The 22,286-nt window shown below is 53.7% G+C and carries 16 protein-coding genes and 2 tRNA genes; 11 read left to right on the top strand and 7 right to left on the bottom strand.

Features of this window, described 5'->3' with window-relative positions:
- Positions 1 to 230 precede the first annotated feature (230 nt).
- Entirely contained in the window at positions 231 to 386 is a 156-nt protein-coding gene (locus tag HMPREF2550_RS12265; RefSeq protein ID WP_168167693.1) for a Panacea domain-containing protein, read from the bottom strand.
- A gap of 260 nt (positions 387 to 646) precedes the next feature.
- On the opposite strand from HMPREF2550_RS12265, the gene HMPREF2550_RS06610 reads away from it, so the two are divergent.
- Both HMPREF2550_RS06610 and HMPREF2550_RS06605 read left to right on the top strand, forming a co-directional pair.
- Positions 647 to 3,076: a DEAD/DEAH box helicase gene (locus tag HMPREF2550_RS06610; RefSeq protein ID WP_070790413.1), complete on the top strand. Its 2,430-nt coding sequence runs from the start codon at positions 647 to 649 to the stop codon at positions 3,074 to 3,076.
- 43 nt (positions 3,077 to 3,119) lie between these two features.
- Positions 3,120 to 3,557 (top strand): hypothetical protein, encoded by a 438-nt coding sequence (locus HMPREF2550_RS06605; protein ID WP_070790412.1) that lies wholly within the window; start codon positions 3,120 to 3,122, stop codon positions 3,555 to 3,557.
- A gap of 62 nt (positions 3,558 to 3,619) precedes the next feature.
- On the opposite strand, the gene HMPREF2550_RS06600 is transcribed toward HMPREF2550_RS06605, so the two are convergent.
- Positions 3,620 to 3,693: transfer RNA gene (locus HMPREF2550_RS06600), tRNA-Ile, on the bottom strand.
- A 123-nt stretch (positions 3,694 to 3,816) separates the two neighbouring features.
- Here HMPREF2550_RS06600 and HMPREF2550_RS06595 point away from each other — a divergent pair.
- The 7 genes from HMPREF2550_RS06595 to HMPREF2550_RS12095 all read left to right on the top strand — a co-directional run bounded on the left by HMPREF2550_RS06595 (position 3,817) and on the right by HMPREF2550_RS12095 (position 12,019).
- Positions 3,817 to 3,892 (top strand) — tRNA-Asn (locus tag HMPREF2550_RS06595).
- A gap of 1,497 nt (positions 3,893 to 5,389) precedes the next feature.
- Positions 5,390 to 6,532, top strand: a complete 1,143-nt coding sequence (locus HMPREF2550_RS06590; RefSeq protein WP_070790411.1) for a hypothetical protein — start codon at positions 5,390 to 5,392, stop codon at positions 6,530 to 6,532.
- Positions 6,533 to 6,642: 110 nt separating this feature from the next.
- Positions 6,643 to 8,055, top strand: a complete 1,413-nt coding sequence (locus HMPREF2550_RS12100) for a hypothetical protein (protein WP_141760543.1) — start codon at positions 6,643 to 6,645, stop codon at positions 8,053 to 8,055.
- A gap of 17 nt (positions 8,056 to 8,072) precedes the next feature.
- Positions 8,073 to 8,441 (top strand): HAD family hydrolase, encoded by a 369-nt coding sequence (locus tag HMPREF2550_RS06580; protein ID WP_070790409.1) that lies wholly within the window; start codon positions 8,073 to 8,075, stop codon positions 8,439 to 8,441.
- Positions 8,438 to 10,009, top strand: coding sequence for a hypothetical protein (locus HMPREF2550_RS06575; RefSeq protein WP_070790408.1), 1,572 nt, complete (start codon positions 8,438 to 8,440; stop codon positions 10,007 to 10,009). Before HMPREF2550_RS06580 ends, HMPREF2550_RS06575 begins: the two co-directional genes overlap by 4 nt.
- Positions 10,006 to 10,740 (top strand): glycosyltransferase family protein, encoded by a 735-nt coding sequence (locus HMPREF2550_RS06570; protein WP_070790407.1) that lies wholly within the window; start codon positions 10,006 to 10,008, stop codon positions 10,738 to 10,740. Before HMPREF2550_RS06575 ends, HMPREF2550_RS06570 begins: the two co-directional genes overlap by 4 nt.
- A 109-nt stretch (positions 10,741 to 10,849) precedes the next feature.
- Entirely contained in the window at positions 10,850 to 12,019 is a 1,170-nt protein-coding gene (locus tag HMPREF2550_RS12095; protein ID WP_141760542.1) for a hypothetical protein, read from the top strand.
- A gap of 827 nt (positions 12,020 to 12,846) precedes the next feature.
- On the opposite strand, the gene HMPREF2550_RS12090 is transcribed toward HMPREF2550_RS12095, so the two are convergent.
- Genes HMPREF2550_RS12090 through HMPREF2550_RS06560 form a run of 3 tightly spaced genes read right to left on the bottom strand, consistent with a single transcriptional unit; the run spans position 12,847 to position 15,860 of the window.
- Complete coding sequence (locus HMPREF2550_RS12090; protein ID WP_141760541.1) at positions 12,847 to 13,449, bottom strand: hypothetical protein; 603 nt, start codon at positions 13,447 to 13,449, stop codon at positions 12,847 to 12,849.
- Positions 13,439 to 15,454, bottom strand: a complete 2,016-nt coding sequence (locus HMPREF2550_RS06565) for a glycosyltransferase (protein WP_168167692.1) — start codon at positions 15,452 to 15,454, stop codon at positions 13,439 to 13,441. Before HMPREF2550_RS06565 ends, HMPREF2550_RS12090 begins: the two co-directional genes overlap by 11 nt.
- Positions 15,455 to 15,470: 16 nt before the next feature.
- On the bottom strand, positions 15,471 to 15,860 hold the full coding sequence (locus HMPREF2550_RS06560) for a hypothetical protein (RefSeq protein ID WP_070790405.1): 390 nt from the start codon (positions 15,858 to 15,860) through the stop codon (positions 15,471 to 15,473).
- A 222-nt stretch (positions 15,861 to 16,082) separates the two neighbouring features.
- Here HMPREF2550_RS06560 and HMPREF2550_RS11870 point away from each other — a divergent pair, with 222 nt between their 5' ends.
- On the top strand, positions 16,083 to 17,390 hold the full coding sequence (locus tag HMPREF2550_RS11870) for a glycosyltransferase family 25 protein (RefSeq protein ID WP_083319816.1): 1,308 nt from the start codon (positions 16,083 to 16,085) through the stop codon (positions 17,388 to 17,390).
- A 92-nt stretch (positions 17,391 to 17,482) separates the two neighbouring features.
- On the opposite strand, the gene HMPREF2550_RS12460 is transcribed toward HMPREF2550_RS11870, so the two are convergent.
- Together HMPREF2550_RS12460 and HMPREF2550_RS06545 are read right to left on the bottom strand one after the other, a co-directional pair.
- The gene (locus tag HMPREF2550_RS12460) at positions 17,483 to 17,869 is read right to left on the bottom strand and encodes a hypothetical protein (protein WP_246819774.1); all 387 of its coding nucleotides are present in this window, start codon (positions 17,867 to 17,869) and stop codon (positions 17,483 to 17,485) included.
- 1,296 nt (positions 17,870 to 19,165) lie between these two features.
- Positions 19,166 to 20,362 (bottom strand): glycosyltransferase, encoded by a 1,197-nt coding sequence (locus HMPREF2550_RS06545; protein ID WP_070790403.1) that lies wholly within the window; start codon positions 20,360 to 20,362, stop codon positions 19,166 to 19,168.
- 184 nt (positions 20,363 to 20,546) lie between these two features.
- Here HMPREF2550_RS06545 and wecC point away from each other — a divergent pair, with 184 nt between their 5' ends.
- Positions 20,547 to 21,806: a UDP-N-acetyl-D-mannosamine dehydrogenase gene (gene wecC, locus HMPREF2550_RS06540; protein ID WP_070790402.1), complete on the top strand. Its 1,260-nt coding sequence runs from the start codon at positions 20,547 to 20,549 to the stop codon at positions 21,804 to 21,806.
- Positions 21,807 to 22,286: the final 480 nt, after the last annotated feature.

The following is a 22,286-nucleotide window of genomic DNA, read 5'->3' as shown; positions in this document are numbered from 1 at the left end:
ATCAGGTGTCTACCTAACGGGGGTCAGGTCCGAGCCTCTCTCCACGCCAAACCATGGCTCATTTGAGACAGCGCTCTAGAGGTCCGCCCGCCATAGAAGCTGACAACACTTAACACCACCGCCCGTTCATAGGACGTCAGTTTGTCCGAGTTTCCCCGGGGTACGTTAGGAATCTCCCATCCACGCGCAACGGCATCCGCTTCTCGACGAAGCCTCGCAGGCACTGGCCCCTACGAGCAAGCCAGCAACTTCTCTTCAAAAAGGGGCCTACCGGTCCAAGCCAGGTGCCACCCTTGAGAAAAGAAGCACAATTTATAGAGTTTCATCTTTTCAACACTTGGAATCAGTTCCGTCACCAGTTGGCCGACATCGAATACGTTCGACATGATCGCCCCCCTTTGATATTCAAACTGAACGTCTGCCCTCGAGCCATCACGCTCTTAGCTTTGTTCTGAAAGTGTAGCCAGAATTCCGCCGAGGCAATATATCCTCGCGATCTCGACTCCATAACTGCCAGGTAAAAGCGATTTCATCGTTCGCTGGCTCCCTTTCGCGGAGCAAAGACTGTTGAAACTTCAGAATCCCCGTCCCCGCCCCAACTACACTGACCTCTTACAACCCTCTCCCCCTATCCCGCGGAGCCCCCATGCCAGATGCGCACGATCTCGAAGCCCGCGTGCAGCTGCTCGAGCGCGCGCTCGCCAAGCTGCTCGACACCGACGACTTCGAGGCCTTCCTCGCGCAACCAGAGCGCACAACAACCAACCGCAGCGCCAGCACCACCCACGCCGAAGCCCCCGCCCCACAGCTCCCGCTTGACCCCGCACTCACGCCACAAGCCGCAGCCGCGCCACACGCCGAACCCACACCTCAGCCCCAAACCACACCACCCGAACCCGCAAAAGTCACCAACACCTCCTCCCCCGACGCGAAGCTCCGCCTGTTCGCCGACTACTTCCGCGGCCGCGAGGACGTCTACGCCACCGCCTGGCACAACGGCGAGAAGAAAGGCTGGTCGCCTGCCTCCTACGGCCGCTACGACCGGAACAACCCAAACCTCAGACCACTCACCCCGCAGGTCCTCGAGCAGCACCTCCGCCGTGACAACACCCTCCACGTCGGCCTGTACCCGCTGTGCAAGGGCGATACTTGCTTCCTCCTGGCGTGCGATTTTGACGACGCCGACTTCCGCACCGCCGCCCGCACCTACGCCGACACCTGCCGCGAGTTCGGCCTCGACCCGCTCATCGAGCTCTCCCGCTCCGGCACCGGAGCACACGTCTGGCTCTTCTTCGACGAGCCCGTCTCGGCCTCCCTCGCCCGCACCGTAGGCATCGGCTTGCTCGCCAAGGCCAGCCCGAAGCAGTACTTCGCCAGCTTCGACCGCTTCTTCCCTTCCCAGGACACGCTGCCGGGCAAGCGCCGCGGCTTCGGCAACCTCATCGCACTCCCGCTCGCCGGCCAGCATCGCGCCGAGCAGCGCACCATCTTCGTCAACCACGACTTCGAGCCCGCCGACGACCAGTTCGCCGCCCTCGCCACTACAACCAAGGCCTCCAAACAACAGCTCAAACAGATCGCCGCGGCCCTCCAACCCGACCCGGAGACCCAACTTCCCCAACCACCAACCAAAGCAGAACTCAAAGCCTTAAAACGTTCCGGCAAGGTCCGCGTCACGCACGATTCCCGCGTCCACATCGACCTCGAGGGCGTCGACGCCACCACCGCCACTGCCCTTCGCCACCTCGGCGCGATCCCCAACCCGCAGTTCTACATTCGCCAGGCCCAGCGCCTGTCCACCTACCAGACTCCCCGCCTAATCATCCGCTTCGACGAACACGACGGCACACTCACCCTCGACCGCGGCACCCTCGACGACGCCATCAACATCCTCAAAACCGCCGGCTACACCGTCACCCGCCGCAGCAAAACCCCAAAGCCACGCACCATGCCTGTCGAGTTCACCGGCGAGCTCTACCCCGCGCAGCGCAAAGCCGTCAACGCAATGCGCAAGCACCGCACCGGCGTCCTCGTCGCCCCACCCGGCGCTGGCAAAACCGTCATGGCCTGCGCACTTATCGCGCACCGCCAAGTTCCCACCGCCATCATCGTCCCCAACGTGGAGCTCGCCGCCCAGTGGCGCGACGCACTCACCACTTTCCTCAACAACCCCGCCATCGGCCAGCACGGCGGCAAGTCGAAGAAACTCAGCGGCGACATCGACATCATCACCGCCCAGTCGATCAGCCGCACTGACTCTCGCACGCAGTTCCTCGCCGACTACGGCTACCTCATCATCGATGAGTGCCACCGCGTCGGCGCCGCCGGCCTCACCCGCGTGCTCGCAGACCTCAACGTCCGTTTCGTCACCGGACTGACCGCCACCCCGTTCCGCTCCGACGGCCTCGACGCGCTCCTACCGCTGATCTGCGGCCCCATCCGCCACACCATGGAGATCGAGCGCCCCGGCCCGAAGCACTACAACGTGCAGACCACCGAGTTCACCTACGACGAGCCGCACCTCTACTGGCCCGACCTCGACAACGCACTTGCCGCCGACCCCACCCGCAATGCCCTGATCGCCGAGACTATCGCCCGCGCCGCCACCAGCGGCATGAACGTCCTCGTCCTGGTCAAGCGCCGCGAGCACATCACCACATTAGAAGCACTCCTCGCCCGCAACCACCCCGATCTCCCGGTCCCCGTCTTCACGCTCCACGGCGCGCAGCACACGAAAGACCGCAGCGCCACCCGCAAGGCGCTCACCACCACTCCGCGCTTCGTGCTCATCGCCATGACTCAGATCGCCGGCGAGGGCGTGGACCTCCCGGCTCTCGACGCCCTCGTGCTTGCCGCCCCAGTCGCGTTCAAAGGCAACGTCATCCAGCAGATCGGCCGCGTCACTCGCGGGACCACGGCCTCCGCCACGGTTTTCGACTTCCACGACCACCTCGTCCCCGCGCTTACCGCCGCATTCCGCAAGCGCCGCTCCGTCATCCGCACCCAAGACTTCACCCATCCACCTGGGCTTTCGCTCCTCGACGCTTGCCAGATCCCCCACCCACCACTACCCTAAGTGACACGTGCCATATATCATCCAATTATCCCGGGAGATCACCATGAAGACACGTACCACCGCCACCCTCGCCGGTGCCACCATTGTCCTTGCGACCATCACTCTCACCGCCCCTGCAGCCAACGCCGCCACGTATACCTACTCCAACCAAAGCGGCGATGTGCGCTGCGAGATCTACAACACCCCACAGGGCCACACCACCCTGTGTGTCTCCGATAAGGCCCGAAAATCTCAGCCCGAGTGCAACCCGCCACAGGCGCTTATCCCAGCAGTGAAGGTGGAGAAGAACTGGGTCGGCACAATGTGCTGGAACCAGGGCTTCACCCAGCCCCCGGAGAAGCTCAGCCCCATGTCTGTACGCTCCGGCGGTGGAGCCACCGTCTTCGCGGCCCCTGGCGGCGACCTCTTCGTCTTCGACACCGTCAAGATGACGCTCATCCAGGTCGGTTCAACCAACAAGGTGCTGTTCCCTGGCCTCTAGGACCATCCGTGCAAACGAAAAACCGCTGGGCAGGGAATCTTCCCCGTCCAGCGGTTCTCGTGTGGGGCCAGCGGGGCTCGAACCCGCGACCAGCGGATTATGAGTCCGCGGCTCTAACCGACTGAGCTATAGCCCCATCCTTTACGCCAAAGCGCTGTAGGAACTATACCCTGCTCGGGGCTCCAGGCGAATTTCAGCCCAGGACGCAACCGAGCCAGATTTCCCATTGCAGCCGAGTCCCCATATACTGGCAGAGCATTCCTCCATAGCTCAGTTGGCAGAGCATTCGACTGTTAATCGAAGGGTCACTGGTTCGAGCCCAGTTGGAGGAGCCAAAGCCCGGGGCCTCCACACTCCCGGGCTTTATCAGTGCGCGTTTTTAAAGACTGGCTACGAAAAGTGGTAGCTACCACTCTGAGTGCGTCACGAAATCCCGCTCGGCAGGAGAGCTTCTTGAACCTGGAGGCCCGTGGACCCACAGCCAACCTCAAAACCCATCGATCCTACCCGGCACCGCATCACCGCAAGCCATGGGTTAGCCACGACGCGGGCAGATCATGGCCCTGGGTTCGCTCCCCCACTCAGCTTTTGCATCGATTGGTCCAATACTATTTGGATCGTAGTTATACTCGAGGGCTTTCTCGCACTCATCCGGCTTCCTGCGGGTACTCTCAACTTGTCAGCTGCATTAGCCTTATGGAGCAAAATCGATGAAAACCCCAGTAGTACGTCAAACTCATATAGGCCCTCCTGGGTTTTTGCCATGGCTATCGGTTCAGCAATCGGATGGGGGCATTCGCGTTACCTTTCGATTGGATCCAACAAAATGGTTGGATTGGCACAACCGTCGGATTCATCATTGGCGGCTCAATGATCGCGGTTATTGGCTTGAACTATAGTGTTGCAGTCAAGTGTCTCCCGGTTAGTGGAGGCGGTGTTGTCCATGCGCTCGCCGCCAGCGGAAGGATCCACTGCGCGATCGCAGGCTGGTCTTTAGCCCTTGGCTACAGTTCAATAGTTGCTTTGAACACCTCGGCAGTCCCACTGATTTTTAGGCCGTTGAACCCTACATCAAATGCTGGATTGCCGCTTTACACTGTCGCGGGCTGGCAAGTCTACCTGTCAGACGTTCTACTCTCAACGCTTTCGATCGTCATTTTCGCACTAATCGCTACTCGGGGAGCCAGAATCTCAGGACGCTTTCAGTCCATGTCGGTGATCATAATGATTATTACCGTTGTCACACTTCTCGTATGGACAACCACAGTGTGCAACTCCGCTGGTGCTCTCAGTAGCCAGTCACAACCCAGTGGCTTGAGCGCCTTTACAGCGGCGGGAGCAATAGTCGCAATAGCCCCTTGGGCATACGTTGGTTTCGACAGTATCCCTCAGCTTGCGGGGGAATTCTCGTTCTCCCCAGAGAAAGCCCGCCGATTACTTTTTTTGGGAATCGCAGGAGCAACGGCAATCTACATCGCGATGATCTTAGTTACTGCACTTCTGACACAGAGCAGCATTGACGATTGGCGGTTTTCCGCTTGGCCAATTGCCGATGCGGTCCTACCTTCCTGGTACCCCCAGTAGCCTCTCTTCCCAATCGCTGACTGTCCTCGCCGCCTGGCTAGGAGTGGCGACCGCGTTCTTCCTGATTAGGCGAAAGCAAATATTCGGGATGCCAACAGTTGAGCTATATGAAAACGTTTTTGGAGATAAGATACGGTCAGAGCACCATCCCTTGGTTAGAATTAGACCAATTGCCAAAAGTCAACTAGACGTACGACCCCACTCTAAACAAGAAAATAGATCAGATTCCGCAGAGTAATGGAGCCCCCATGAACGACTATAGGCACCTCAAGAAGATGATCACCGATACGGTTGCCTCCCCAGGATTGACTCGAAACAACTACAAGAGTTTCAAAAGTCGCACGAAGCTACTGCTCGATGAGGCAGTAAAGAAAGGCTGGACCCTCCACCAAGTTTGGAAAAGCACCTGGCTATTTCTCGACGACGGCAAAGTTGTCGGAGGCACCTACGAACACGCTCTGTCGAACCAAGCGCATCTAGCGCGTACCCTCTCAACCCACAAAGAGGCCACAAAGCTAGCACTTTCGACAATCGGAGTGCCTGTGCCCGCGGGCAAAGTGTATGAACCAACTGACCTTCAGATAGCAGTAGACGAATTCGCTGGAAGCACGAGAGCTAAGATTATGAAGCCATCCTCAGGGGCGACAAGCACTGCGGTGAGCTTGTCCCTGCCAGATGAGGATGCCTTTATCGAGGCTTGGTCGTTGATCAGAGAGAAGCATCCGAAAGCCAAGATACTAGTAGAAGATCTCATAGAAGGCTTCGATGTACGGGTAATTGTTATCAATGGCAAAGCAGTGGTTGCTGCAAGTCGAGTGAACCCTTTTGTCATTGGTGACGGCAAATCCACGCTCGAGGAGCTCGTTGTCCGCCGCGAGAACGATCGTGAAAAGTCAGCATACCTCAAGAGATACAGGACACCAATTGATGACAGTTTTCTTCAAAGTCAAGGGAAAAATCGCGCTTCCGTAATCCCTGACAAAGACATCGTCCTGTTAAACCGTTCAATGAACGTGACCGGCGGAGGCGAGTCTATAAACGTTTACGGTTCGATCTCCAGCGAACTACTTAGCCTTGCAGAAAAGGCAGCTTCAGCTCTCCCCTTTCAGCCGATCGTAGGCGTCGGCATCTTAACCACGGATCTGACGTCACGAGTCGGCGTCGTTTTGGAATTGAATGTACAGCCACACTTTGACCTTCACCATTACATTACCTATGGTGAGCCGGTAAATGTCGCGGCTCTGGAAATTGAATCCCTCGCAGCAGAGACGGCAGTTGGTCCAGTACACAGACTGCAGAACGACCACTCGTTATCTTCATTCACCATTAGCCTCGACGGTCCCATTGAGATTCGAATGTCATATCCGGAGTCAACAAAGGACCATTACTGAAGTCGAATTCACCCCAGAAAGATTTAATACGGCTTCGCCGTACCAAATCTTTCGAGTCGTCACCTTTGATGATCCCCCATCACTTCTATAGAATCACAAGGGTGAATCCTGTGACTACGTTGGACGAGCTGCGCGCGCTTCTTGATAAAGAATTTAAAAATGAAGGCACCGTAGAGGGTCTCTTAGCCTACAATACGTACGCACGACTTTCTATCAAACTAAATGCCACCTATGGAAAGGAATGGCGGCCAGCCGCGACGGCCCTGTTGGAAGCGTGGCTGAACGAGAACCCGTCCGCACTGGGGAATGAGCTAAGTCCACCGCAGTTCGCCAATCTCGCCGCTCTCGTACCCGCGGCAGATCAAAGATTTCCGCTTGAACAACAGCGCCTCTCCGAATTCTCAAGTCGCGATGGCTTCGTGTTTCTCCAACACGACGAAAACTTCGAACGCCTAAGAAGTTATTTGCTTGACGAGCAAACCCGTCGATGGGAACAGCTCTCGCCCGCTTTTTTGTTGGCCTTCGCCCTTTCAGTGTCGGTGCACGCACGATCTCAAGAAGATCAAATCCTAAGCAGGCTACGAACGCGTCTTTCATCCTCTAGCCCACCGATTGAGCTGATCAGAAAAGCTATATCGGTTCGCCTAACCAATAAGAAACGTTTCGCCCGGGGGAGACGAATTGAATCAGGCCAACGCGTCGCGTTGATTATTGCAGGTCAGATGCGCTCCATGGATGTGGCACTCCCAAACATCCCGAAGGCTTTCGAAGGAATCGCCCCGGATGTCTTCGTAAGCACATGGGATCAGCCAGGTCTCACTAAAGTTGAACCTGCACGGTACAAGCGACTGTTTTCTAGATCGTTGTGGCCGCAAGCTGAGGCGCTGACCCAAGATCAATGGCGGCAACTATCTGAAAGCATGATCGCACGGGAGAGAATTGCTCCTCAATGCATGAAGCGGCAGATTGAATCTGCCCTTTCTAACGCAAATTTGCGGGGTATTAACATCGATGATGAAAGCCACCCGATGTTTTCGCGCATGACCAATCACGCCAAGATGTACTGGCACAATCGCTTCTGGCCCGTCCAGCTCGGCGAGCACTACCTTTCCGATAACTACGATTACGTAATAAAGGTCCGTCCAGACATCAAGCTGACCGGTGATGCACCATTCACGATTGAGAACCTGAGAAGCTTAGACCATCGTATCGCAACCGAGACTCAGAGCTGGAAATTCGACGCTTACGGACTGGGCGTAGGAGATCAGGTCATCTATGGACGGTCAGCGGTCATGGAGCCGATTCTTTCTACATGGTGGGACAAGGGCCAATTAGTTCCCAGACTGGTAAGCTCCGTACTAGCGAAACCAGACTTGCTTCTCGGCCACCAGAACATCGGACTCGAGCTTTGGCTCAGTGGCTCCGAACCAACACGGATGTCCTTTGGCCACGGCGGTTTCTATTCCAACAAGATTTCCACGCAAGAGGAATTGGATATGCTGCTAACGACAGATAATAGCTAGCAGGGAGTGTGCGAACAATGAAAAGACTTATAATGGATGTAGACGGCACCATCAGCTATTGCCATGATGGCAATTACTCACAGGCTACTCCGAATGAAGAAGTTATTAATCGGCTTCGTGAGTATCAGCGAGAAGGTTTTGAGATAGTTCTTCACACATCCCGGAATATGCGTACATACAAGGGGTCAATCGGAAAAATCACTGCAAACACCGTCCCGATTTTGATCGAGTGGCTGCGCCGGCATGATGTTCCCTTCGATGAGATCATCGTTGGCAAGCCGTGGTGCGGGACTGAGGGCTTTTATGTGGATGATAGGGCGATTCGCCCCGATGAGTTCGTCAGTATGTCACTTGAAGAAATCTCCACCCTGACTAATACGCTATGACTATCATTCTGACTGCCGCAGCGTACGTCAAGGATGAGCTGCGCAACGAATTTGGTCTCGTACCCCCGTGTTTCCTACCGATCGGCAACCGCCCGTTGATTCACTGGCAACGCCAGCTCTTGGAATCCGCGAGAAAGGGCGAACGCACGATCGTCAGTCTGCCCGAAGAATTTGAGCTCACAGACTTACACTTAAAGTACATCGGGTCAGCCGAAATTGTCAGAGTTCCCAGCAGTCTATCGCTGGTAGAGTCACTTTTGTATGTCATAAACGTCAGCAATTCTTACGATGACGAAATTACAGTAATCCACGGGGACACCTTAGTTGATCATCTCCCTGACAAAAGCGATTTCTTAGGAGTCGCCGAGTCACTAGACGGATACGATTGGGATGAGCAATCAACTAAAGATAGCGGAGCACAGGAAGTGTGGTGCGGAGTTTTTTCTTTCAAAGATGGCTCCCAGCTAGTGCGATCGCTGGCAATCGCCGGTTCAAATTTTCGCCAAGCCGTAGAGAACTATTTCCAAATCCGGAAATTAACAATCCATCATTTTGATAGCTGGTGGGATTGCGGGCATCTAAACACCTACCTACGCGCCAAAACTAAAATTACCACCCAAAGATCCTTTAACAGCCTCATTATTGACGCAGGGTACGTTACGAAAAGTAGCGCCGACTTGACTAAAATGCGAAGAGAGGCTTGTTGGTACGACAGCCTGCCGCTTGATGCAAAACCCTATACGCCCGCGCTCTATGAATTTGATGAAATGAATGGCATCTACCGACTGGAGTATTTGCCATTCCCTTCATTAGCTGACACCTTCGTTTTTGGATATCAAGATAAAGCTCACTGGCTACGTATTCTCAATTTCTATCGTGATTGGTTTAAGCTGTCGACCTCACTGGCCAACAGAGCCCAAATGGAGGTTATCCTCAGACGTCGAAATGAACTCATCGTTAAGAAAACCGCCCAACGCCTCGAGGCAATGAAGGAAGGGCTCCAGATCGATATAGATTCACCCCTAGTGATAAACGGATCCACACTCCCTCCCCTAGCAAAAATTGCTGAGCACCTTGTGGAAGAAGCGTTGGCCAAACCGGTTGTGCCTGGAATCCTGCACGGTGACCTTTGTTTCAGTAATACTTTACTCGACTATAGAAACTCCCGAATCAGGATTTTGGACCCACGTGGTGCCGATAGTGCGGAGGAGCTGATCGGAGATATTACCTACGACGTTTCGAAAGTCCTACATTCAGCTATTGGGTATTACGATCTAATACTCGCTGGCGCGTTCTCGATCAAGTATGATCATCTTTCGTTGACTTACGACCTCGACTTAGCTATTGGATCAGCACATCAAGCGGTAAAAGACCAATTTTTCGGTTACCAACTGCTACCCCGCTTCAAATCAGTTGCGCACGACGCGATTCCGACAATGATTCTGCTGTTTTTAACCATGCCACCGCTTCACCAGGATAACCCGTACCGTCAGGCGGCCCTTCTAGCTAACGGACTACGTCTATACGATGAATACTACGAATCCAACTCTAATGGAGGTTTGCAGTGATCCTGATACCGATGCTTGGAAACTCCAGCCGCTTCTTCAATTCTGGATATTCGGTTCCCAAGTATGAGCTACTGTTGGGCGAAAAAAGTGTACTCGAACACGTCCTAGACTCTTTCGCAGCCTACTTTGAGTCCGACTCTTTCGTCTTCGGGGTGCGAAAAGATTTCAATGCGTCCGATTTCGTTTATCGAGCGGTCAACACAGTAGGAATCAACAGCTTTGAAATTATAGAATTTGAGTCAACTACTAGTGGCCAGGCGACTAGCGTATCGCAAATGCTTGCCCGGAGCAGCTTCAGCTCCCCTGACGAGGAATTAGTCGTCTTCAACGCGGATAGCTTCATCGACAATTTCACCAAGCCCGCAATCCCGGAAGGAGTTTCGGGATGTCTGGACGTTTTTCACGGCGTGGGCGACCACTGGTCCTTTGTAAAACCGGGCGAGGGTTCGACGGTACTTCAGACTGCAGAAAAGCAACGCATTTCGGACTTATGCAGTAACGGCCTTTATTATTTTGATTGCGTCGAGACTTTCGAGATGGGTTATAGGATGATGGTCGCCAACGATGATCGTGTTAACGGAGAATTCTACGTGGCACCCATCTACAACTACTTGATTGAGCAAGGCAGGCGAGTTCGATATCGTTTGGTCCGAAATTCACAAACTGTCCTTTGCGGCACGCCCGAAGAATACGAGACCCTCAGAAACAGCAACTGGAATGGTTTTAGCTAGTTAGCAGATAGAATACGCACAAACCAATAGCTCATTTGGTTAGCTGGGGACGGCTTCTTTCAGTCCTACTCTCTCTCTATTTTCTATCGATCATAGGAGCTCTCACAGCGTGAACGACAACATTGGTTCCATCACTTTTCGAAATCTTTCGATAAAGCCTCGTCGCATTGATTTAGAAGCAGTAAACAGCGAGGGATCCTACCCCCTCTGGTTTGAATTTGATAGGACGCTTACTACCTCGACAAACTTCCTCGCCGTGGCCTTGTCAACTTTGTGCGGCACGAAGTATGATCAAATTCATTTTGATTTTCCAGTTGCAAAAAAGATAGTCGATAGGCTCTCATTGTTCACCAAAGCCGCAGTCACGAGCAACGGTACCGAAGCCTCCAGCCGCCCCTTGGGCGCCAATATAACGCTGAGCTTTAGCGGCGGATTTGACTCGCTTGCAGCCCACCGCTTGTTGGATGGAGCTGCGCATTTAGTCTCGACTGATTTCGGCGGATGGTTTGAGAGGGAGGCCACGTTTTTTGAAAAGTTTAAACCTTTAGTGGTCTCAACTAACGTCCGCCGAACTCCTTCCCAAAATGATTCATTCGCCCGTAATCATTGGACTTTTATGTGCATTGGCGCAATCCTGACGGCGGAGTATTTAGAATCAGGCTTTCACGTGTTTGGATCTATTTTAGGTGAGCGGTTCGCCCGCAAGCCAGGCCGCAGATCCGTAGCTCCGCTCGAGGTACTGGGTATTAGAAACGTTCCGATTACCGATGGCATTACTGAGCTCGGCACAGCGAAAATTCTCGCTCAGACCGACGGTCCCCTAGTTGCTGAAGCTATTCAGTCCCTAGCAGGAAAAACAGACAGGAAGCGTCTACTCAAACTAATTCTAGCTACGGTGGCAGCCGAGGAGTTAGGAATAGATGTCCCACTTCCAAGTATCCCGGACAGTTGGGACAAGCCTATTACATTCGACTCATCATACACAACGGCTCTAAGTACGCTGTACCTGATAGTGAAGGGCAAAGAGCATTTGATTGATCCGCTCTACGAAAGGATTCCCGAGAGCGCATTCTCTATCGCACAAGGACTAAGTCTAGACTTCCTTATGAAGGTTAATACAGACTTCTATTCAACGCTGCCCCTCGACTTAGCAACACAAATCGCACCTAGGTTCTTGGAATTGGGGTTTTCTCCTTACACGGAAACAGACTGGGTTGAAGCCAGAATCGTCCGCGCGTACCTCAATCGCGTTTTTGATCTTGCCCCAACCAGGCGATAGCTATAGATGAGTAGTTATACAAGTCTTTCGCAGTTTGAGAAAGGGACGGCGCTCTAATCAGGTGAGCGCACCTGCAGCTGCTGTTGATAGCTGACTTATGCCAGTTTATTGCGGAAATTTGCGACCGGTGATCGCCTGGATGATTACGCCGAGGTCGGGTGGCAACAGCCGCAACATCAACATCAACAAACAGCAAATCGCCCGACATACTCAATGCCGGTGGTGCCAGGATTGGAAGAACGTCGTCGTCTGTCGTCCTTGGCTAACCTCCATCGGCAAGGCCTACCTCGCCCAAGCACAAGCACTGCTCTGCTCTGCTCAACGCAGCTTGCCGAAAGGAAGTCCGCGCGACTTTTGCACGCGATACCCCTATAGCGCTCGCAACCGAGCAAGACTTTGGCCGCGCAAACCACGTACAAGCCTGCCAGGCAGAAGCGCAAGCGGAACCAGGCCAACTCGCCCGACGGTCTACGAGACCCCCTTCCCCCCCCCCCACCTTGACCATCCGACACGGCTGGGCAGGACGATCATGAACCCAGCATGACACCTCGCGCCACCCATCCCAATCCTCCGATAGAACACGCAGTTTGTCGCTTACTCCTCACCGGGGGACCGATACGCATCGAAGATGCGGGTAGCAACACCGACTTTTGCGGTCGAGTCCTCACCCCGGAGGCGGTCTTGACGGTGCGGATTTTGAGGACTGTTGAGGTTGCCTGCAAAGGGCAAACTGACAATATGCATGGTCTGAATACCTCGAACGAGAACTCTTTCCAACATCGAGCTACGGTGCCAAGTATTCGGACAGTTGCTTAGTTGAACTGAAGCTAGCCTGCCTTCGTGTCAGTGTCAATCGCGATTCCAACTTGTCTCACGAGGTTGGACACAGCGCGAACCGGTGCAGGGAAATCCGAGTCTAGAAAAATCTCTGCCGCATCGAGCTCTTCGGCCAGCAAAACGGAGGTCGCTAATTTCGCTGTAGGATAGCCGCCTTTATCTTCAAATACGTCGGCGTTGGTTGGCACAACAAGTCCCGACGTCGATTTGAGACTTCCGTTCCAAGCCGCATTACTCAAAACCACCAAGGTTTTAGGCCCTGCCTTTTGGAGACTGTCAGCAACTGTCACGGCGTTTGAACCTCGGAAGATAGGTTTGGGATAATATTCGATAGGGCCTGGAAAAAAATCCATTCCCGCATGTGCACTAATGGCTGCGGCAGTGTTGGGACTCATCTTTTGAGGCACGACAAACTCACCACCAGACCAATTGCCGAAAATGAGATACAAAGCAACCGCTTCAAGTTCTGGGTTGATTATTGCGGGAAGTTCATCCAGCAGCCAAGTTCTCGAAGGCGGCTCAGCGTCATACTCCGATAGTTCAGCTGTATAAGCAATCTGTCGGTTCTTAGTTCGACTCTTACTAATCCGCATTTTCAATCTCCCAGTATTCGTTGCCGAAGATCATCCAATCAGAGTCTTCGACTACAGCTCGCTCTACTTCCCCAGCAGCACAAATCTTTACACTCCATGGGAAGTTCCCCGCATCGGAAGCATTGTCACGCTTAACCAAGACAAAATCTATCTTAAGCCCCTCGTCAGCGATCATCCGCCCAGCGCTTTTCAGTAGCAGCTGGATTTGGTTCCAACTGCTTGGCGTGGTTTCTTTATGAGCTGTTCGAGCCTCAACTGAGAAATCAAGGCCGGCCTGCCTAGCTGATACAAGATCATTGAAGGTGGCATTTCTTACAATAGTCAACGCCACAGGCGGCACCCCTTCGGCCCCAATGGAAACCTCGGCTTGAACCAGGTGTCCATCCCATACATCTGGGACAGACGTATTGACGGGCTGCGCCAATATGAGATCTCGGTTGGCCAAGTGATCCGGAAGGAAAAGTTCAGCTTCCTTGAGCATCTCCTCGCGAGGAGGAGTTCTAGGATACTCGCCAGATTCCTTTGCAGCGTTTTCAATATTCTTAAGGTCACCCGGGTTTAGTCGCCATTGAATGAACTTCAAAGCCGAACTCGCGCTAGTGAGCTGCCTGTCGCTGTCTAGCACAGTGACTTGTCTACTGTGCATTCGCCGAAGTGTTACGGGCTTGCCAACATGGCTAAGCTTTAATCCAGATCGAAGCAACCTGAGCATAATGTTATTGTCCACACCGCTTGTCAATGATTCGTCGTACTTCAGACTGCGAATCACATCGGTGCGAAGCATCCATGTGCTGTGCCCCGGAGCGGAGCCTTTAGGCATGGCTGTTCCTATTGTGGGTTTTTTGGACACAATAAGGTGCAGTTCCCCGGTAGTGTCGTCAAAGTTAATGAAAGACCCCACGTTGCCGACAGTACCTGGCTCAAGTCCACCAACTTGCCACTCCAAGCGCCGCGGATGCATGAGATCATCGTCATCAAGGACTGCAGTATAGATTCCACGACTCTTCTCGGCTGCTAAATTGCGAGCCGCAGAAATTCCAGCATTCTCCTGCCAGTAATAACGGATGCGATCGTCCCCGAAAGCATCCAATACTTCTTTGGTATTGTCGTCGCCGCCGTCGTCGATAACGACGATCTCGAAGTCCTGGATCGTTTGGTACAGAACTGATTGGATCGACTCCCTGATCAAGTCAGCACGGTTGTGGGTACAAATCGCAACTGTCACCAGAGGCGGGGCGTCTGTCGGGCGATGGTCCCATCGCAGATAATTGCGCACGAAGCTTGAATCGTTGTAAACAATGTCCCGATTCCGCTCAACGGTGGCGCGCCCCTCCGCGGTCTGGTCAACAATGGCGCGCGTCGAAGGGTGCCACATGTGATACATCCGCACATCGGGGTCGTTCACCCACACAGTTTTGAATCCCGCACGTCGTGCCCTTTGGGCGAAGTCGAGATCTTCACCCCCATAAGTATGGAAACGTTCATCAAAGCCGCGGATCTCAAAGAATCCCTGGCGAGAAATTGCCATCATCCCGCCCATCCCCCATCTAGGACGAATTCGGGAGCTTTTTTCCATTACCTCCCACTCGTTTGGATGAGCAGCCACCCAGTCGTCATCCATGCCCTTAGGCAAGTCTCGACACTGCAGAAAATATGCCGCTCGTGGCTGAGCGAGCGCAATTTCAAGAATTCTCTCGAATGATGTTGGCGAGAAAACCATATCGGCGTCTGTGGATACGAGAAGTCTGCCATGACTAATCGCAAATCCAGCGTTCAACGCTCGTGAACGAGACCATACGGCTGCGTCAGTGGTGTAAACGTAGCCGCAATCGAGTTCTTTTGCCAACAGTTCGTTAGCGTGAGCATCCATCGATCCATAGTCCGAGATGATCACCTCGCCGTTAAAACGCCCGAACGACCGCTTAATGCTCTCCACTGCCAGCCGGATCCGTTGGAGGCCCCAGTCTCGGAAGCCGATTACAACCGATACATCTATCGGCTTCATATCAGTTATTATTTCATTAGATGCCATTTGCTGTAAACCCAATTTGTGTTAGCTTGTTGAACACTGGCGACGGCGTCCGAATCTGCAGATCCACCCCTTGGATGTTTGCGAGTTCCTCCCGCTTAGACCATCGCACGATTTCAATCGTAAGGCTCTCGACTCCGTCAGGCAGATGAAAATAGTTCGTATACCCTACCTGCCCCACATCCTGCTCGCTGTTGTAAAGAAATAGAGCACCGAGACCTTCGGAAAAATGTAATTTGACTTCTTCAGCTAGTTCCCGGGTGGAATCAACTCCAGGAAACCGGAACTTCAAAACATAGTCCTTCGAGTTTAGGACCCCATCAGCACGGACAGCCAGTCGAGCGGGCACGTCCGTTATCGGTAACGGGAACTTTACTTGCATACGGGCTACTCTACCCTAATACGGCCTTCGACTCTCAGCACGGTCCCAGGGCTAGCCCATATCATGTCTAAGAAATTCTTTGACAGGTTTGGAAGTGCAAGGCACGTCGTGCTTTCCACGACATTTTCAAGAAGCTAGATACACCCAGCCTGACAACCAACCCGGTCAGCCCCAAGTTCCCCACGCATAACGACAACAGTATTTGTGCTAGGTATGTAAAATGTGGGACGTCTGTCGCATTTTCTAACTTTCGGGGTAGGTCCAAAGTTGATTCATCAAAGCAGCCAAGCTGCAGAAGCCTTCAAAATCGTCCAGTTGCCAGTTTCCGTCATTCAGACTGAACGACGTCAAGAGTTTGTTGATGCACTAGTCACAATATCCACCGAGTACTCCGCCTCTGCAGCATTTGATTTTCTCCGCGGTGCTCTCACCAAAGGCCTAGAGACCCCGCTGGCCGCGGTTGCCGGTCACAAGATCACACGAGCCACCAGAGATTACGCCCAGGGTGCCAGTAACTTGTCCGTGATCTACGCCGCACAACCATCAAACACTTATGTCTCTTATTTCTATGGAGATGCCCTTGCTGCTGCGGGGCTACTGGAAGAACTCCGCTCACTAGCTTGCCAAGTGTGGCAGGAGTGCTGCGACAGTCCGACACCGGACATCACGCGCAGCCGTTGGGCAACGCTATTGCTTCAATTTGGATTGTCACAGGAGGCTGCCAGCTTTATCGGCTCACTGGAAGAATCGAAGGTTACCAAGGTTCTCCGCAACCGTCTCAGCAGTTTCACGTCAGGGCTACCATCTACACGACGACCCGTCTACGTGGTAAATCTGCGAAAAGACGAGCGGAAACGCCACATTTGCGAAAGTGCACTTACTTGCGCCGGCTACAAGAATGTCACCGTGACAGCAGGGGTTGAGGCCTCCACGCTGCCCGCATCAGCAATCCGTGCAGTACTCGCGGAACCCGATGTATTCGGCAAGTTTGGATACGGAGCGGTTGGCTGTTGGTTGAGCCACGTCGCTGTCTGGGAACGAATCGCTGCCGGGAAAGACGAGTGGGCCATCATCCTTGAAGACGACGCTCTACCTGAATTCCATTCCTCTGCGCTTGATACACTCATCGAGTCCTTCGAGGATGAAAACCCATACGATTTCGTCTGGCTCAATGAGCGGATGTCCGGCAAGGCACAAGGCATAGGACCACAGCACCAACCCTCCCCCGTTGATCCGTGGGAGTTGTTGGCACTGTGGGGTCCAAACCGGTCTGCTATCGGCACCGACGCATATGCGCTCACTCGCAACGCAGCAAGCGAGTTACTCAAGTTCGCTGAGCAAGGAGTGTACGGCCATATCGACGGATTTCTCGCCGCCTGGACAATAGGACGACGAGACAATCCAACGAACCGAATACAAAATCTGGTCCTCGATTTCCAAAGTCGGTTCGATACAGCACCTGCGATTCGATCCACAGCACTAAGCATTCCGCTTTTTAAAGAAGAAAATTTTGGATACTCATCTAGGTAGCCACGTGAGAAGCGCTAGCCAGCGTTCTTCTGTTGTGTCTATAGAGTTTTTGGACACGGAATCCATGGAGTTCTTGGCCACTTTCTAGCGGATCATTTTTGCATCCTGCGCTTCGGTCGAGGCTTGGCCAGTTTCGGGTTCATCCAGGGAGGTTGGCGGTGCTTCATCCCTTCGACGAGGTTGATGTTGATTTGCCCGCCTGGTGGCCTGTGATGAAGTGTGACCGGCAGTGGCACGCTGAAGAGGAACTCACCGTCATGGGCTGTGAAAAACTCCGCGACATCGTCGTCTGTGACCGTGGCGTAGAGCTCGCGGTTTTTGAATCTCAAGCCGATGTAGAGTCCGTAGCTACACACTCGGACGACACCGTCTTTGCTCACGCGGACCTGGTCTGGGATCCCCCAGTCGTTTGTTGGTTGTGTCGTCGGCACCGTTAGTGTGGGGGTATCGGTGGGAGGTATGCCGTGTTGAGCTGCCATGTCATCGGTGCTGGTCTCGGGTGAAGTTGCCGCTTGCCCGGGACCGTTTTGCACTTCGGATGCTGACTGCGGGTTGTGTGCCTGGTTGTAGGCCAGTACACGGGCCCAGACCTAGTCAGGGTCAAGTGGTTGTGCGTGGGTCAAGGTGCTTTGGGGAAGGTGTCGAAGGCCTGGCGTGGGGTGATGTGCATCTTGCCGACCAACAGTGATTGGTGCCGTCGTCGCTCGTTGTAGACCAGCCGATACTCAGCGAGATACGTGTTGACCTCGGTAAGGCTTGCGGGGTGGCGTGTGCGTCGAGGAACTGGGTCAGCGCGCGGTGGGAGCGCTCGTATTTTCCCTAGGTTGTCGGAGCGAACCCGGCAATGGCGAGGACGCCTTCGCTGGCGAGCCACGTTTCAGTCGCCGAGAGGTATCCACGGTGGTAGGTCCTTCCTCGAATCCATTCACAACACCGACGTGCTCGTACTCGATGACTTTCTCATCACCCCGATCAACGAAGCCACCGGGCATCAACTGTTGACCATCATTGCGGAACGAGAAAACCGCGCCGAGCGACCATCGTGACATCCCAGTTCGCCCCCATCGAATGGTGCAAGTTTATCACCGACGCTGTTATCGCTGAGTCAATCCTCAATCGGCTCGCCGTCGGCGCGGAGATCATCCACTAGAAGTGTCATCCACTAGAAGGAGACAACATGCGCCTGACCCACTAACCCCACCCAACCCCCAAACGCCCGGGTGTTACTGGATACTCACCCGGGCGTTACTCGATCCTCACCATGGCGTTACTAAATCGGTGGTCTGAACAATTTAGCCACAAGGCGATTGTGAAGCGTGCTGGGGCGCGATCGGCACCGACGGAGTCGAACAAGAAATAGTAAATCGACCAGGGCCCGTAATCCAAGCCCTGCTCCGTCAACGTTTGTCTGGGATGGATGACCGCGATCTTAGCGGAGTCATCAAATTTTCCTGCCGGGTGCTTCGGGGCAGTCGAATCCGGCATGGTGCCAGATCGTCCCTTCTGTGCATCCGGTTTTTGATGTTGTGGTATGTCTGCCGCGAGATGCCTAGTTCTTTGCAAAACTGTGTGATCGTTTTGCCGTCACGAACGGGATCGAAATCTGCGACTTTTCCGCGCTTGTGCAATGGAATAGCCATCCGACTATTCCACCGCCTTAGGCGTCCAAAAAGCCATTAGACATCCTGTCCAAAAGGTCATTGGACTCCTTGCCCAAAAAGCCCTTAGACATGACATAGCTAGCGTTCTTCACACCCTTAGTTGGGGTTCGCAAATTAGTCTCGTGTGATCGCGAGCGAGTGCAGCACAAATGGCTCAGGAGTGGTACCGAACGGCTGAATTCCGATTGCCACGATTTGATATCCTTCTGGCAAGGAAACTTCCAAATCGTGTGTGTGCCGACCGGGTTCAGTAGGAAGGTAACGGAAATATCCGATGTGCTCGTATGACGATGACCACAATCCCTCCACCTCTCCACCTGCAGGAACGATGTTCCCATCCGCATCTTCAACTTTAAATTTCAAAAGTGCTGAAGTTGGATAGATTCTTTCTGCATATTCTGCGTCAACTTTAATGGAGAAAGTCGGCTGTCCAGTCTTAAGCTCAAACCAAGTCCCCTCCCCCTCAATCTTCAGAGCACTCGCTAATTCGACGTGTTTCGGGGCGACGATTCTCCCCTCAAGCGTAGGAAACGCCTCCGTAACGTCATATTGACTGTCCAGTGCCGGGAATCGCAGAAGCTGCTTCTTCACCGCTTCCTTCGGAGAAGTCCCCCCATAGACCGTGTCCTGACCTACATGTCGTGTCCATAGCCATGAGACCTTCTCCGCGTTGACGACCACAGACCCATAACGGTCCGACCGGTTATGCGCTACATCCGGAGGAGCTATCATTTTGCCGTTGACGACACCGCCAAAAATCGACATCAGACCGATGGCAATCTGTGGCATGTAACAGTCACGAAATTGACTGAAACTTCCATCCTCATAAAGGGCCGTCACGCCCCGAGCCAGAGAAACACGCATCCCCGCAAACTCCGGCCGTACATAGCGAGCTACCTGATCAAAGAAGTCCACCGAAACGAGGTCATCATCGTCTAGGCGGTACATTCCAAACCCACACGAATTCATGTCGTAGCCAATCTGGTAAGGATTAACCGAGCTCTTTCCAGCGGTGTGAGGCTCAAGTACGACGAAGCTAAAACGATCTGCAAGGCTTTGAAGCTGCGTTTTATATCTTTCTGGCATCTCTTCCGAATAACGAACGATATGCTTAAGGCAATATTTCTCTGCTGCCGCTGCTAACAGTGGAAGACTGAGTTCCCCGAAGATCTGCAAACGTGGCTCAATCCTCTCCGGTGCGTACAAATAGTCGATGTATGCCTGCTCGGACTTTCCAGCCGCGCGCGATGACAACCACGCATCCGACTCGGGCGAGAACAAGCTAAACCGCGTGATGCCAAGGAAGTACATAGCAATTCTTTCAAGGTTGTGGACAACGAAGTACGCAAAGAGCGAGTAGCACTACCGCCAGTTAATCAACCTTCAGCACCCTCACACAAAGGAAGCGCACTTAGACGATCGTACTATAGTAGATGTGTTACGGCCGATATACTCAAACAGGTCAACCAAGACTCTCAAGAGAAGGTAGCGCTACATGAAACCAGATATCGCATTCGTCGGACTCGGCTACATCGGACTTCCCACGGCAGTGGTAATGGCGAATTCAGGGTTGAACGTCGTCGGAGTCGACGTCATGGCTGACAAGGTTACTTCTGTCAACGCAGGCGAAGTCCCGATCGTTGAGCCTGGCCTCGAAACAGCCCTCAAGGAGGCCCTTGCATCCGGCAGGTTCTACGCAACCACCGAGATGCCACACGCCAGCGCCTACATCATCGCGGTGCCAACACCGTTTGACGAGCATCACGCGGTGGACATGCGGTACATCTACTCTGCAGCTGAAGCAATCGCTCCACACCTCGAGGGCGACGAACTAATCGTGCTTGAGTCAACTTCTCCGCCTATGACCACAGAAAAGATGGCTCAACGCATTTTTGAGCTACGCCCCGACTTATCCGCTGACCATGAAAACGAGCACAACGAAACTACTTCTAAGGTTATCCACTTCGCGCATTGCCCCGAACGTATTCTTCCCGGACATGCAATGGAGGAACTCCGGACTAACGACAGAATCATTGGAGGTACTACGATACGCGGTACCGAACGAGCAAAAGCTATCTACGCCCAGTTCTGCGAAGGGGAGTTGTTGGAGACGAACGCTCGTACCGCAGAGTTGGCGAAGTTAACGGAAAACTCGTTTCGAGATGTTAACATCGCCTTTGCCAATGAACTTTCCATGATTGCAGATGACTTCGGAATCAACGTTTGGGAGCTCATTGAACTGGCAAACCACCACCCCCGGGTCAATATCCTGCAGCCTGGGCCTGGCGTAGGTGGCCACTGTATCGCAGTAGATCCTTGGTTCATCGTTGCCTCGTCCCCCGAACAGGCGAATTTAATTCGCACCGCACGCGAAGTCAACGATTCTAAGCCTGACTGGGTCTTGGAAAAGGTGAGCGAGGCGATCAAGCGAACGAACGCCACACAGATCGCCGTGCTCGGCCTAGCTTTCAAGCCTGACATCGATGACTTGCGAGAGTCACCGTCGTTGAAACTCGCCGAGTCGATCACGACATCGCACCCTGACTGCCAGATCCTTGCTGCTGAACCAAATATCAAGGCACTACCGCCACAACTCGCCAAATTTCCAAACGTACAACTGGCAGAGGCCGATCAAGCCATCAGACAGGCCCAGGTAGTTGTCTTGCTCGTTAACCACAAAGAGTTCAGAACTCTATCTGCAACGTCGCTGAGGGGAAAGGAACTCGTCGACACTAAAGGAATCTGGGACTCCTAAGAACTGGGCTACCCAGGTGTTGTCCTAAGCCAGTTATGTCCATAGAGTCTTTGGACACGGAGTCCACTGACTTCTTGGACACTTTCTAGCGGATCATTCTCGTGGTCTCTGCTGCGGTCACGAGCGAGACAGTCACGGGGCACCTCACCGTGTTCGACGGTGCTTCGCTGCTTCGACAAGGTGATGTTGGCTACTTATGACAGGCCACGCTGCCACTGCATCACCGAAACACGGTACTTCCAGAAGCAACTATGAAGGAGCCCTGCAGTACCGAGTACGCGGAATCGTGGTACCAACTACCCCGAATCGACGGACTGACGGACATCAAGAATGGGCTTGGGCCGTTCCTGAAGCGAGATGGACTGCAACCGGGCTTGGTTCAATTTGGTGGCGAAGAGTCGGGCCGACAGTGGAGGCTTCCGCGGCATAGCTCCAAATTCATCAGCGGACTCCATCCGGTACGTGCCGCACCCGAGTGAA

Origin of the sequence: Corynebacterium sp. HMSC074A01 (assembly GCF_001831515.1) — a bacterium.
In the GTDB taxonomy this organism is placed as follows: Bacteria; Actinomycetota; Actinomycetes; order Mycobacteriales; family Mycobacteriaceae; genus Corynebacterium.
The sequence above is the reverse complement of the archived record's forward strand: the minus strand, read 5'-3'. Positions and strand labels throughout refer to the sequence as shown.

Bases quoted from the DNA above. Each gene is read 5' to 3' on its own strand.
- HMPREF2550_RS12265 (WP_168167693.1), bottom strand. From the start codon at position 386: ATGTCGAACGTATTCGATGTCGGCCAACTGGTGACGGAACTGATTCCA.
- HMPREF2550_RS06610 (WP_070790413.1), top strand. From the start codon at position 647: ATGCCAGATGCGCACGATCTCGAAGCCCGCGTGCAGCTGCTCGAGCGC.
- HMPREF2550_RS06605 (WP_070790412.1), top strand. From the start codon at position 3,120: ATGAAGACACGTACCACCGCCACCCTCGCCGGTGCCACCATTGTCCTT.
- HMPREF2550_RS06590 (WP_070790411.1), top strand. From the start codon at position 5,390: ATGAACGACTATAGGCACCTCAAGAAGATGATCACCGATACGGTTGCC.
- HMPREF2550_RS06580 (WP_070790409.1), top strand. From the start codon at position 8,073: ATGAAAAGACTTATAATGGATGTAGACGGCACCATCAGCTATTGCCAT.
- HMPREF2550_RS06575 (WP_070790408.1), top strand. From the start codon at position 8,438: ATGACTATCATTCTGACTGCCGCAGCGTACGTCAAGGATGAGCTGCGC.
- HMPREF2550_RS12090 (WP_141760541.1), bottom strand. From the start codon at position 13,449: ATGCGGATTAGTAAGAGTCGAACTAAGAACCGACAGATTGCTTATACA.
- HMPREF2550_RS06565 (WP_168167692.1), bottom strand. From the start codon at position 15,454: ATGAAGCCGATAGATGTATCGGTTGTAATCGGCTTCCGAGACTGGGGC.
- HMPREF2550_RS06560 (WP_070790405.1), bottom strand. From the start codon at position 15,860: ATGCAAGTAAAGTTCCCGTTACCGATAACGGACGTGCCCGCTCGACTG.
- HMPREF2550_RS12460 (WP_246819774.1), bottom strand. From the start codon at position 17,869: ATGGCAGCTCAACACGGCATACCTCCCACCGATACCCCCACACTAACG.
- HMPREF2550_RS06545 (WP_070790403.1), bottom strand. From the start codon at position 20,362: ATGTACTTCCTTGGCATCACGCGGTTTAGCTTGTTCTCGCCCGAGTCG.
- wecC (WP_070790402.1), top strand. From the start codon at position 20,547: ATGAAACCAGATATCGCATTCGTCGGACTCGGCTACATCGGACTTCCC.